Raw genomic sequence first — 13,362 nt, forward strand, 5'->3', positions numbered from 1 at the left:
TACCAATCAGAAATAAAATAATGATGAAAAAATATATCACACTTGCTATCTTAAGTATCGCACTCGTTTCTTGTGGAGGAGACTCTAACGGAAAATCTGTAGAGACACTCATAGAATCTGGCACAGTAGAAGAGCTTCAGTCTAAGAAAGAAGCGCTTAAGGCAGAAATAACTACTAGTAATGAGCAATTGGCACAAATTGAAAAAGTGCTAGAAGAAAAAACACCTAGAGACAAGAAAGAGGTTCTTATTACTACAATGACCGTTAAGGATACTTTATTCAACCACTTTATAGAAGTACAAGGTAATGTGGAAACTAAGCAAAACGTACTTATATATCCAGAGTATCAAGGAACACTCTCAAGAGTGCTTGTAAAAGAAGGGCAGCGCGTAAGAAAAGGGCAGTTGCTAGCTCGTATAGATGATGGAGGTTTAGGAAGCCAAGTAGCACAAGTAGAGTCTCAGGCAGCACTTGCAAAGACTACTTTTGAGCGTCAACAACGTTTATGGGATCAAAAAATAGGGTCAGAGATTCAATACTTGCAAGCAAAGACACAATATGAGTCATCGCAAAATATGGTGAATCAGATTAAAAGTCAGCTAGGTAAGACTACGGTAACTGCACCTTTTTCTGGTGTGATAGATGAGGTGATTACAGACCAGGGTACCGTAGTTGCTCCAGGAGTTGCCATTTTTAGAATCGTAAATCTTGATAATATGTATGTAGCTGCAGAGATTCCTGAGAGCTACTTACCTACAGTTACGGCTGGTAAAACGGTAAAAGTAGAGTTTCCAGTACTAGGAGAGAGTATTGATGCTACTGTACGCCAGACGGGTAACTACATTAAACCATCAAATAGAAGTTTTGCTATAGAGGTAGATGTTCCTAATAAGGATGGTAAAGTAAAACCTAACCTTACTGCGCGACTTTCTATCAATGATTATACAGCAGAGAATGCAATCTTAATTCCTCTCAATGTGATTAATGAAAATGCAGATGGTGAGCAATATGTATATATCGCTTTCGCGAAAGCGGACGAAATGATAGCGCAGCAAAAAATCATAACTACGGGTAAATCTCAAGGAGATCGCATTGAAGTACTTTCTGGAATAGAAGTAGGCGATAAGATCATCGTAGAAGGAGCACGATCTGTAAAAGATAACCAGGCTGTAAAAATCTTAACATACTAAGCGATGACAGATAAGAAAAAGAAAAATGTAGATAAGGAATTTGCAATCTCCAGTTGGGCGATTGATAATCCTACCATTATTTACGTTCTTATGGCGCTGTTTCTGGCCTTAGGAATGGGTGCATATTTAGGTATGGCACGTGAGAATTTTCCAGAAATTAATGAGACTAAAATTTATATTTCGGCTCCTTATCCAGGGAACACCGCAGAGGATATAGAGCGTCTTATTGTTGATCCGCTGGAGGATAAACTTCAGAATCTATCTGACGTGGTAGAGGTGCTTTCTACTTCGCAAGAAGATTATGCAATCATCACCATAGAGTTCAAGGAAGGAGTTGATGTACAAGTTGCAAAGCAACGTGTAAAAGATGAGGTAGACTCAGAAACAGCAAATGAAGACTGGCCTACGTTTAATAATGCAAAGGTGGAGCCTAACGTATTTGACTTAAGTATCTCTGAGGAAACACCTATTCTTAATGTAAATGTATCTGGTAACTATCCTACTATAAAGCTTAAAGAGTATGCAGAGTATTTACAAGATGAGATAGAAAGTCTTAAAGAAATAAAGGAGGCAACCATACGTGGTGCTCAAGAGCGCGAGGTAGAAGTAGCAGTAGACGTGTATAAAATGATTGCTGCTCAAGTGAGCTTTAATGATATACTTGCTTCTATAGGAAATGAAAATATGACCCTATCTGCAGGTAACCTTGTGAGTAGTGGGCAACGTCGTAACATTCGTGTGATAGGAGAAATTCAGAGCCCAGAAGAGCTTGAAGATTTTGTAATCAAATCAGATAATGGTGCTGTGTATCTTAAAGATATTGCAGAGGTAACTTTTTCTGAAGAAGATAAAACTACCTATGCTAGAGACCTCACATTATATGAAGGAGATACGGTAAATGACGAGGAGATAAGTGAGACGGTGGTAATGCTAGATGTAAAAAAGCGATCTGGTGAAAACATGATTGAGGCCGTAGAGCAAATCAACGAGATAATAGCAAATGCTACAGCAGAGGTGTTTCCTCCGGATGTGGTTGTGCGTACAGCAAATGATCAGAGTGCAAAGACAGAAAACCAAGTAAACGACCTTGTAAACAATATCATCTTTGGGATTATACTTGTGGTAGGCGTACTTATGTTCTTCTTAGGATTTAAAAATGCACTTTTTGTAGGGTTTGCAATTCCTATGTCTATGTTTATGAGTTTTATGATCCTCAACTTGATGGGTTATACGATGAATACCATGATTCTCTTTGCCCTCATTATGGGACTAGGGATGCTAGTAGATAATGGTATTGTGGTAGTAGAAAATGTGTATCGTCTCATGGACGAAGAAGGAATGGGACGTATAGAAGCGGCCAAAAAAGGTATCGGAGAGATAGCTTTTCCTATCATTATTTCCACACTTACTACGGTAGCAGCTTTCGTGCCACTAGGATTGTGGCCAGGGATTATGGGTCAGTTTATGATTTACTTCCCTATCACACTATCTGTCGTACTTGGTTCATCATTATTTGTTGCAATTTTTATAAACTCGATGCTCGTATCACAGTTTATGAAAACAGATGAGAAGGCGCTTTCGCGAAAATTTCTTATCCGCACCTCACTCATCATGTTGCCTATTGGGTTAATGATATTATTTTTAGGTGGAAGCATACGCGGACTAGGAAGTCTTGTGATTGCGACTATTATCTTCATGTGGATTTATAAATACGTACTTAAAGGTGCTGCCGATGCGTTCCAAAAGCGTTTCTTGACATGGTTAGAAGATATTTATAAGAGATTCTTAGGATGGGCAATTAGAGGATATAAGCCTATAGGATTTGTAGTAGGGATTTTCCTGATGCTTATATTAACCTTTATGGCGTTTGGAGGATCTGTAAGCGCAGGTCGTACAGCAATCGAATTTTTTCCAGATAACAAACCTAACCAGATTACGGTTTATATAGAATATCCAGAAGGTACCGCAATTACCAAAACAGATGCAATCACGAAGGAGATAGAACAACGTGTATTTAAGGTTTTTAATGATGAAGCATACTTAGAAGGTGAAGATTACAATGCACTTGTAGAAACTTCTGTGTCACAAGTAGGAGAAGGCGCAGGTAACCCACAAACAGACGGAGGAAGCGCCGCCGAAATGCCACACAGAGCAAAGATTACAGCTACTATGCGTGAGTATAAGTACCGTAATGAAGCAGATAGTGAAGAGCTACGTTTTAAGGTGCAAGACGCCGTGAGAGGAGTATATCCAGGAGTTGTAATTACAGTAGAAAAAGATGCAGCAGGACCACCACAGGGATATCCTATCAATATTGAATTAGAAGGTAAGGATTATCAAGAACTCATCATCGCAGCAGAAAAGATGCGTAACTATATTAATAGCCGGAACGTTCCTGGAGTAGATGAGCTTAAGATTAATGTAAATAGAGGTAAGCCAGGAACAGAAGTTCTTGTAGATCGCCAGAAGGCAGGAGAACTAGGTGTAGCAACTGGTCAAGTAGGGTTGCAATTACGTCGTTCTATTTTTGGGGATAAAGCAGGAGTGTATAAAAAGAATGGAGAAGATTATGATATCTACGTGCGCTTCAATGAAGAGCAGCGATATGATAAATCTGCTTTATTTAATCAGAATATTACCTTTAGAGATCCTGCTACTGGACAAGTAAAAGAAGTGCCTGTAAGTGCAGTAACCACTACAAGAAATACCTCTTCATTTAGTGCAATAAAGCATAGAGATTCTAAACGTGTGGTGACAGTATACTCTAACCTTGCCGCCGGGTTTACAGATGCAGGAGTAGTAGTTGCCGCAGTGCAAGAAGAGATGCAAAACTTTGATGAAATTCCTAAAGATATTAAGGTGAATTATACAGGTCAAATTGAAGACCAAGCAAAGGAAATGAACTTTCTGGTAAGTGCCTTTTTTGGCGGACTAGCATTGATATTTTTCTTGTTGATATTTCAATTTAGTTCCATATCAAAGCCTATCATTATTATGATAGCCATCTTCTTAAGTTTTATAGGAGTATTTGGAGGAATTATTATAAGTGGATCACCGTTTGTAATCATCATGACCATGATGGGTATTATTTCCCTCGCCGGTATTGTGGTAAATAATGGAGTGGTACTTCTGGATTACACGCAGTTATTAGTAGATAGAAAAGAAGTAGCGCAGGATCTGGAAGGAAAGCAAATGCTTGATAAAAAGACCATGCAAGAACTCATTATCGAAGGTGGTCGTGCACGTTTGCGTCCAGTATTACTTACAGCGATAACAACGGTGCTTGGTTTGATACCACTTGCTATTGGTATTAACATTGACTTCTTTGGGTTGTTCCAAGAGTTTGATGCTGGTATTTATGTAGGAGGTGATAACGTGATTTTCTGGGGGCCACTTGCGTGGACAGTTATTTACGGATTAATCATAGCGACTTTCTTAACGCTTATTATTGTACCACTACTATACTACATAGTATATCGTATTAAATTCAAAATACGAGGTGGTAAAGATGCGGTAGAAGAAGAAAAAGATTTGCCAGAAGCAGCATAAGTAATTAGTTAGTTAATTAGTGTAGAAAAGCGCATTCGGCAATAAGCTGAATGCGCTTTTTTAATGAGTAATTACGCTTTCGCGAAAGCATAAAAAAACCCTCTCAATAGAAATTGAGAGGGTTTAAATGAATTATCTGAGTTTTATTGATTCTCAGTAAGTGGTACTGGGAATTGAGAAAATACATCATCATTTGCTCTATCAATAGGTAACTCATCAAGACGATTGTAACGACGTACATCTATCCATCTGTGTCCTTCGGCAAATAGAGAATATCTACGTTGTGTTAACATCTCATCAGTAAGCTCTGTAGGGTCTGTAGTTCCAGAATATGGATCTAGACCAGCACTTTGTCTAATTAAGTCAAGTGCAACTATCGCTTCGGCAGGATCTATTGTAATATTTGCTTCTGCATAAAGTAATAATAACTCTTCGTTACGAATGATTGGAATATTATCAACATTAGTAGTGTAACGGAAAACGTCATATTCACCAGTAAGACCATCTAGTGTTAATGGGTTTGCAATAGTGTTGCCAGCATCATCTACAGCACTACGTAGTACTACTTTATTAAGTCTAGCATCGCCTGCTTCTGCATCTGTGATAAAAGATGGTTGTGCGATACGTGCACCTGCAGTAGATGAGTTAACAGCAAAGAACATAGGATTAAGAAGATCCGTCTGATCTTGTGAAAAGTTGTGATAAACACCAAGATCGAGGTTTACATTATCTAACCTTAGGAAAGAGTCATCAAGTAATGATAACACTCCTGCAAAATCTCCTTGATATGCAGCTACTCTTGCTGCAAGGGCGTTACTGACTAAAGCAAAATCTGTTGGAACTTTAAAACTTTCAAATCCATCTGAAAGTTGAAACGGAAATTCATCACCTCCACCATTAAGATCTGTAGCAGCATCTATTAATGTAGTTCTTATAAAGGTTAGTGCTTCGCTTTTTGATACAAATGGTCCTAAGTTTGCTTCGTCTGCAACATCTACACGTATACCTCCCTCATCTACTAAGTTTAAGTTAAGTAATAGCTCGTGGGCAATCATTGTCTTTAAGAATCCAGTTGTTGCGCTGAGCTCCTCTGCGGTAAATATTGCAGAAAGATCTTGTCCTTCAATAAACCCTAAGATCAAGTTGGCGTTTTTTACAGTTCTATATCTAGCAGCCCATGGGGTTGTAATATAGAAGGTGTTGTTGTCTAGCACAGCATTTTCTCCACCTAATAAATCACTTGTATATCTAGGGTCTGAGCTTGAGAATCTATAGTATTCTCTACCTATAACGCCACAATTATCAAAGTAATTTCCTAAGCCTACACGAGAGCTGTATAGCACTCCACCTACTAGATCTTGTAAGTCACCACGAGTTAGATTGTCTTCAAAGGCATCAACCTCGGGGTTGTTTAAGTCTGAGTATTCTTGTACGTCACATGAATAAAGCCCAGCGCAAATACTTAATGCAAGTAGGCTTTTAGTTATATATTTTTTCATCTTTTTATATTAAAAGTTTACAGCTAGGTTAAATAAGAATCGCTTAGAAGATGGGAAAGGTGTAACCTCTACACCAGTAAAGATACCGCCACCACCAAAGTTTGAAACTTCTGGATCATAACTATTGTAATCAAATATGTTGATTAGGTTTGTTCCTGAAAATCCTACTTTAATATTGTCTATGTTTCCTCCTAAGAAATTTTCTAAAGTTGTTGTAGGTATAGTGTAGTATAATCCCACTTCACGCAATCTTAGGTAAGATGCATCCTCTACAAATACATCTGCAGATGAACCAAGCTGACTCACTCTATATGGGCCATTTGCAAGAGCTCCAGAAGGGTCAAGCCCAGAATCATCATAATCTGCACTAGTGCCGTTTAAATCAGATAATAATGTAGTTAGGTTAATGTTATCTCCACCTTTTTTCCATTGCCATAAAAATGATAATTGGAAATCTTTGTATTGAATACTATTATTAAGCGCCATTTGAAAATCTGGCTCTGAATCTCCAAACCTTTGGAATCCATTTGCACCTGGATTAGGGCCAATTCCTACTATCTGTGTAGCACTAGAACCTTCTTCAATTCTAAATGTACCAAGTGTCGCTCCAAAAGCACCTACGTTAAAAGGATCAACATCTAAACGAGTTATTTTAGAAGTATTTTTAAACCAGTTTACACTAGCATTCCACACAAAATCCTCTGACTCAATAATATTACTATTTAATGATAATTCAAGTCCTTTGTTTTGTAATTCACCTGCATTTACAAATTCGCTCGTAAATCCAGAAGATGGAGGTAGCGCTGAGTTAAGAATTAAATCATCAACAGTTTTAATATAGTATGTTGCAGAAAAATCTACTTTACCATCAAGAATACTAAGGTCTGTACCAAATTCTAATTCTTTTTGACGTTCAGGGCTTAAATCACCATCTCCACGCACACCTACTAGGCTTATTCCTAGTAAATCATTTGTAGAGAATGATGTATATGATGTAAATAATGCTCCAAAAGGAGCAAAGTTACCTGCTTCTCCATAAGCTACACGAAGCTTAAATTTGTCTACAAAGCTATCTTCTTTCCAGAAATCAAACTCATTAAAGTTTGCTGCAAGTGATGCTTTTGGGTAATAGTTAAGCTCGTTTGCATCTCCATTATTTGAAGACTTATCTCCTCTTAACCCTATCGCTCCTATAAGCTTATCTTGAAAATTGATTTCTTCTTGTACAAAGAATCCAGCATCTTCTTGGAGTAGTCTAAACTGGTTAGTTCCAGTATTTGCAGCTTGATCAACATTAGTTTCTGAAGCTACAAGTCCACTAGCAGTAATAAGTTGCGTGTTTCTGTCAAAATACTCTCTCGTAACACCGGCTTGAGTTCTAAAGGATAGGTCATTGTCTGTTCTATAATTATGTACTAAGAATGCCGCTAGATTGTAGTTTCTGTTTTGAGTATCTCCTTGAACTGCAACTCCATTTTGTCCACCATTAGCAGGTTTTTGAAATTGTAAATCCTTTGGAAAAATAGCTCTAGATTTCTGTCCATAAGTGTCTAAACCTCCACGTAGAATTAATTCAAGGCTTGATTTTTCTTTTTTGAAAATATCAAGATTTGCAGATGCCCCAATAATAAAGCGATCTACTATTTCTTCGTTCGTTACTCTATCTCTTGTCTGTAGAGGATTTGACGCACCAGATGGATTGTCCGGATATACACCATTTTCATCTGGAAATAACTGTAGCCAAGGAGTTGTACCTGTTAAAGTTACACCAATAGTGGTGCCTGAGTTGTCATTATTAAAGAAACCACGATCAGACTTTGAGTTGATGTAGTTTGTATTAAGTGATACTTTTAAAAAGTCTGTAGCTCTATGATCTAAGTTAAGACGAAGTGAAGTCTTTTCGTAGCCTGTATTTTTTACAATACCATTTTCATTACTGTGAGTCACACCAGCATAAAAGCGAGTTTTTACATCTCCACCGCTCATGCTAAAATTAGTTTTGCTTATAAGACCTTTCTCGCCGTATATCTCTTCTTCATAATCTACTAATCTTCCCTCATCTCTAGCGGCTATAAAGAGTGGTACTGCTTCTGCACCAAAGCTATCCTCTACGCGTTGCTCATTATAATTACGAAGTCCCAGTAGTCTAGTTACCTGAGTCCATCCAAAAGATTGTCCAAATTTAAACTGAGTTTCTCCAGCTTTACCTTTCTTAGTTGTAATGATGACAACTCCCGCAGCAGCTCTAGAACCGTATATAGCAGCAGCAGATGCTCCTTTTAATATTTCGATATTTTCAATATCATCTGGATTTATATCAGCTATTCTGTTTGTAGGGTTATCTTGGTTTGAAGCACTTCCTCCAGCAGATGCAGCAGAAACTGCATTAAGACCTGCAGAAATAGAAGAGTTATCTACATAAACACCATCTACAATATAAAGCGGTTGTGTGTTACCTTGTATAGAAGTAGCTCCACGAAGTTTAATAGAGAGTCCTCCTCCTGGTGCTCCAGAATTCTGGCTTACGAGTGCTCCAGCAAATTTACCATAAAGCGCTCCATCTAATGTAGGTGGTGGTGTAGTGCCGGTAATTTGCTCTGCTGATACTGATGCTACAGCATTTGCAGCATTAGATCTCTTTACAGAAGAAGCAAGTCCAGAAATTACTACTTCATCTAGTGACTCTGAGGATTCTTCAAGAGTTACGTTTAATGTTTGTGAGCTTGAAATTAATTTTTCTTGTGTAGCATACCCTAGGTATGAAAATTCTAAGGTTCCAGAATTTCCGTTTAATGTAATGGAGTAATTACCGTCAAAATCTGAGGTGGTTCCGTTTGAACTTCCTTTTTCAATAACATTGACAAAGGGAATTGGGTTATTTCCAGCATCTTTAATAACTCCTGTAACAACAGACTGACCCATCAGGGCACAAGGAATTAAAAATAACAAGAAATAGACCATTTTGAGTAATGGGTACTTTTGTTTCATTTGATATTTGATTTAGTTTATAATCCAAATTATAAATAATATTTAACTTATTTAGCTAATAGTTAACTATATGCTAATAATATTCTAAAAATTACACGAAATAAGCGAATTTGCCAATCATCATCTTGATTCTTCAAATAAATAAGCTTTCTTTTGAGAACTTTTCATAAGGTTATTGATTATATATATGATTACAAGGGTGTTGTAAAATTGTCTTCGGCTTTTTTACTCTCACGGTTATGAGGTATCACCTTAAAATGTTAAAAATTGAATCACTAAATTTTGTCTATTAAATTTATTTTTTCGATAACTATAATCTATCTAATTTTAATCTATAAGCTCTTTTTTAAGAGAAAGTATTCAATTTTATGAGCACTACAGTCGTGGTGAGATCGAAGTGCTGTTAAAACGCTTTATTTTGCGCTTTCGCGAAAGCGTGTGTATAAAATGTGGAAAAACTAGGAAAGTCTGGTCATTTTTGAGAAAGCGAACCCAATAGAATAGTGTACTTTTATTTTTCTTAAAATAAATGATTTGGCTAAGAAAAAAGTGACCCCCTTAATGCAGCAGTATAATGGTATTAAAACAAAATACCCGGATGCTTTGTTGCTTTTTAGAGTAGGAGATTTTTATGAAACCTTTGGAGAAGATGCTGTAAAAGCAGCGGGAATTCTCAATATCACATTAACAAGTCGCAATAATGGTGGAGATCGCACGGAGCTTGCTGGCTTCCCACATCATTCTCTAAATACCTATTTGCCTAAGCTTGTAAAGGCAGGTTGTAGGGTGGCTATTTGTGACCAACTAGAAGATCCAAAGCAGACTAAAAAAATTGTAAAGCGTGGTGTGACAGAGCTTGTAACGCCTGGGGTTGCAATGATTGATGATATACTTTCTGCAAAAACAAATAACTTTCTTGGGGCTGTTTTTTTTAATAAAGAAAAGGTAGGAGTTGCTTTCTTAGATGTATCTACTGGTGAGTATCTCACTGCTCAGGGTGATATCGCTTATATAGATAAGCTATTACAAAATTTTGCTCCTAGCGAACTGCTAGTCTGTAAAAAGCAAAAAAAGACTTTTTTAGAAGCATATGGCTCAGATTATCATACTTTTTATCAAGAAGATTGGGTATTTCATATAGACTATGCTACAGAATCTCTGCATAAGCACTTTAATGTAAATTCTTTAAAGGGATTTGGGGTAGAGCATCTATCAGAAGGAGTGGTTGCTGCTGGTGCAGCGCTTCATTATTTAGGAGAAACGCAGCATCACAAGCTACAGCATATTACAAGAATAAGTCGCATTGCGGCAGATGATTATGTCTGGATGGATCGCTTTACCATAAGAAATCTCGAACTCTATAACTCGGCTTCTGGAGTAAAGGCCATTACTTTAATAGATATTATAGATAAGACCACTTCGGCTATGGGAGGGCGTCTACTTAAACGTTGGCTAGCATTACCCCTCAAACGTCTTGATGAAATTAAAAGGCGTCATGAGGTGGTGTCTTTTCTCTCAGATAATGGAGGGATTTTTGATAAAATGCAGTCTAACATTAAGAAAATAGGAGACTTAGAGCGCCTCATAAGTAAGGTTGCTACGAGTAAAATTAGTCCGCGAGAGGTTATTCAGCTTAAGAATTCGCTAGAAGCAATCGTTCCTATAAAGGGGTTAGCGCTTAGTACGGATAATGAATCACTTAAAATTATAGGCGAGCAACTTCAAGATTGTGTGGTGTTGCGGGATAAAATAAAAGAAACACTTAAAGAAGAAGCACCAGTTTCTATAATAAAAGGCGGAGCAATTGCAGCTGGCTTTCATGAAGAGCTAGATGAGTTAAGAGCGCTGTCTCAAGGAGGTAAAGATTACCTAGAGCAAATGCTAGAGCGAGAGACTAAGCGTACAGGGATTACCTCGCTTAAGATAGCGTCAAATAATGTTTTTGGGTATTATATAGAGGTGCGTAACACCCACCGTGACAAAGTACCAGAAGAGTGGATAAGAAAGCAAACACTAGTTAATGCAGAGCGTTACATCACCGAGGAGCTTAAGGAATATGAAGGTAAAATTTTAGGAGCCGAAGAGCGTATTCAGGCGATAGAACAGCAGCTATTTTCTGCATTGGTAAACTGGATGAGTAGTTTTATTCCTCAAGTGCAGGCAAATGCCTCTCAGATAGCCCAGCTAGATTGCTTGTTAGGCTTTACACAGCTAGCTAGGGAAAACAATTATGTGAGACCTACGCTAGATGAGTCACAAGCAATAGACATAAAAGAAGGACGACATCCGGTAATAGAAAAGCAACTCCCACTAGGCGAGTCTTATGTGACAAATGATGTGTATTTAGATAGTGGAGATCAACAAATGATTATGATTACTGGGCCTAACATGTCTGGTAAGAGTGCCATCTTAAGACAGACAGCTCTAATAGTCTTGCTCGCCCAGATGGGGAGTTTTGTACCAGCCCAAGCAGCACATATAGGCGTGGTAGACAAAATCTTTACAAGAGTAGGAGCGAGCGATAACATCTCTATGGGTGAGAGTACCTTTATGGTAGAGATGAATGAAACGGCTAGCATTCTTAATAACTTAAGTGACCGTAGTTTAGTCTTGCTAGATGAGATAGGTCGTGGTACCAGTACTTATGATGGAATTTCCATTGCTTGGGCTATCAGTGAGTTTTTACATGAACATCCAGGAAGACCTAAAACGCTCTTTGCAACGCATTATCATGAGCTTAATGAGATGTGTGAGACATTTGAACGCATAAAGAACTACAATGTCTCTGTAAAAGAGCTTAAGGATAATGTATTGTTCTTACGTAAACTAGTGCCAGGAGGTAGTGCTCATAGTTTTGGGATACATGTCGCAAAGATGGCGGGAATGCCTCAACAGGTACTACGTAGAGCGACAAAAATGATGGAGAAGCTGGAGAAATCTCACGGAAGTGAGGAGCTTACAGGTAAACTTAAAGAAGCTGGCGAAGAAGAAATGCAGCTTAGTTTCTTTAATCTAGATGATCCATTGCTAGAAGATATTAAAGAGGAGATTTTACATATAGATATCGACACGCTTACGCCGGTAGAAGCGCTTATGAAGCTCAATGAGATAAAGAGAATGCTTGTTAAAAAGAAGGGTGGCGCTACTTCTTAGAAGGTTAATTGAACGCTATAAAATACAAAAGGCTTCCTAATGGAAGTCTTTTGTACTCGGGATGAACCCGTTACTTATATTTTTGAACTAGTTTTTGTGCTATTTCTTTATGTTTTTTGATATTCACTAAGTATGTTGTGCTTTTTATACTCTTGATGTGTTTTTCGATGCTCCGTGCTTGTTGATATTCTAAATTACTTATTTCAAAAAATATCTCCCAATCTTGAGCTCTAGTAGTAAACCCTTTGTGTTTTGGATATATGTTCTTGTATTCTTAGTGCTAGGTCTAGGCAACTCCCTATATAGTATTTATTGATGTTTTTAGAGTAAAGTATGTAGACGGTTACCATGGTTGAAATATATAAAAATAAAAAAGGCTTCCTGATGGAAGCCTTTTGTACTCGAGACGGGACTTGAACCCGTACGTCCTAATGGACATTGGATTTTAAGTCCAACGTGTCTACCAATTCCACCACTCGAGCATTTTCACTTACGTGAAAAAAATTGGTATTTATTTTTATGCGCTTTCACGAAAGCGTTATAATTTCAAACTAGAGCGAAAGACGAGATTTGAACTCGCGACCCCCACCTTGGCAAGGTGATGCTCTACCCCTGAGCTACTTTCGCATTGCATTCTATAAGAACGACGCTATTTCTCGTAGCGGATGCAAATTTAATCTTTTTCTTCTTTTGGCAAAGGGTTTTTCAAACTTTTTTCAAACTTTTTTTAAGCTATTCCACATACAATATTAATCAAAATAATCTCTAGTGTATTTTACTTAAAATGGCTTTTTTCGAGGCTTTTTGTGTAGGAATTATCGGATGAATAGTTTTTTTTTTAGTGTTAAAATATTCAAAATCCTGATTTTAAGTCGATTATATTTGTACTTGAAATTGCAATTCGTCGACATAAAGCTGCATTTCGTCGAAAAATACATGTAGAATATCTACTAATGGTTAAATTTAATCGATTAAGTGTCTAT

At 37.5% G+C, this 13,362-nt stretch carries 6 protein-coding genes and 2 tRNA genes; 3 read left to right on the forward strand and 5 right to left on the reverse strand.

Translation table 11 applies throughout. The features are described from left to right. Positions 1–23: 23 nt before the first annotated feature. Together SJY37_RS06745 and SJY37_RS06750 are read left to right on the forward strand one after the other, a co-directional pair. Entirely contained in the window at positions 24–1,190 is a 1,167-nt protein-coding gene (locus SJY37_RS06745) for an efflux RND transporter periplasmic adaptor subunit (protein WP_298323834.1), read from the forward strand. Between the two features lie 3 nt (positions 1,191–1,193). Continuing rightward, positions 1,194–4,739 carry an efflux RND transporter permease subunit gene (locus SJY37_RS06750; protein ID WP_298322417.1) on the forward strand — a complete coding sequence of 1,182 codons (3,546 nt, stop codon included), beginning with the start codon at positions 1,194–1,196 and terminating at the stop codon, positions 4,737–4,739. A 143-nt stretch (positions 4,740–4,882) separates the two neighbouring features. On the opposite strand, the gene SJY37_RS06755 is transcribed toward SJY37_RS06750, so the two are convergent. Then, positions 4,883–6,238: a RagB/SusD family nutrient uptake outer membrane protein gene (locus tag SJY37_RS06755; RefSeq protein ID WP_298322415.1), complete on the reverse strand. Its 1,356-nt coding sequence runs from the start codon at positions 6,236–6,238 to the stop codon at positions 4,883–4,885. Positions 6,239–6,247: 9 nt separating this feature from the next. Beyond that, positions 6,248–9,226, reverse strand: a complete 2,979-nt coding sequence (locus SJY37_RS06760; protein ID WP_298322413.1) for a SusC/RagA family TonB-linked outer membrane protein — start codon at positions 9,224–9,226, stop codon at positions 6,248–6,250. 561 nt (positions 9,227–9,787) lie between these two features. Between SJY37_RS06760 and mutS the strand changes: the two genes are divergently transcribed. Beyond that, on the forward strand, positions 9,788–12,379 hold the full coding sequence (gene mutS / locus SJY37_RS06765; RefSeq protein ID WP_379953358.1) for a DNA mismatch repair protein MutS: 2,592 nt from the start codon (positions 9,788–9,790) through the stop codon (positions 12,377–12,379). Between the two features lie 230 nt (positions 12,380–12,609). Here mutS and SJY37_RS06770 read toward each other — a convergent pair whose 3' ends face one another. The 3 genes from SJY37_RS06770 to SJY37_RS06780 all read right to left on the reverse strand — a co-directional run bounded on the left by SJY37_RS06770 (position 12,610) and on the right by SJY37_RS06780 (position 13,006). After that, positions 12,610–12,729, reverse strand: coding sequence for a GIY-YIG nuclease family protein (locus SJY37_RS06770; RefSeq protein WP_366519227.1), 120 nt, complete (start codon positions 12,727–12,729; stop codon positions 12,610–12,612). Between the two features lie 48 nt (positions 12,730–12,777). Next, positions 12,778–12,861: transfer RNA gene (locus SJY37_RS06775), tRNA-Leu, on the reverse strand. Positions 12,862–12,934: 73 nt separating this feature from the next. After that, positions 12,935–13,006, reverse strand: a tRNA-Gly gene (locus SJY37_RS06780). Positions 13,007–13,362: the final 356 nt, after the last annotated feature.

This window comes from Dokdonia sp. R78006, assembly GCF_042466145.1.
In the GTDB taxonomy this organism is placed as follows: Bacteria; Bacteroidota; Bacteroidia; order Flavobacteriales; family Flavobacteriaceae; genus Dokdonia.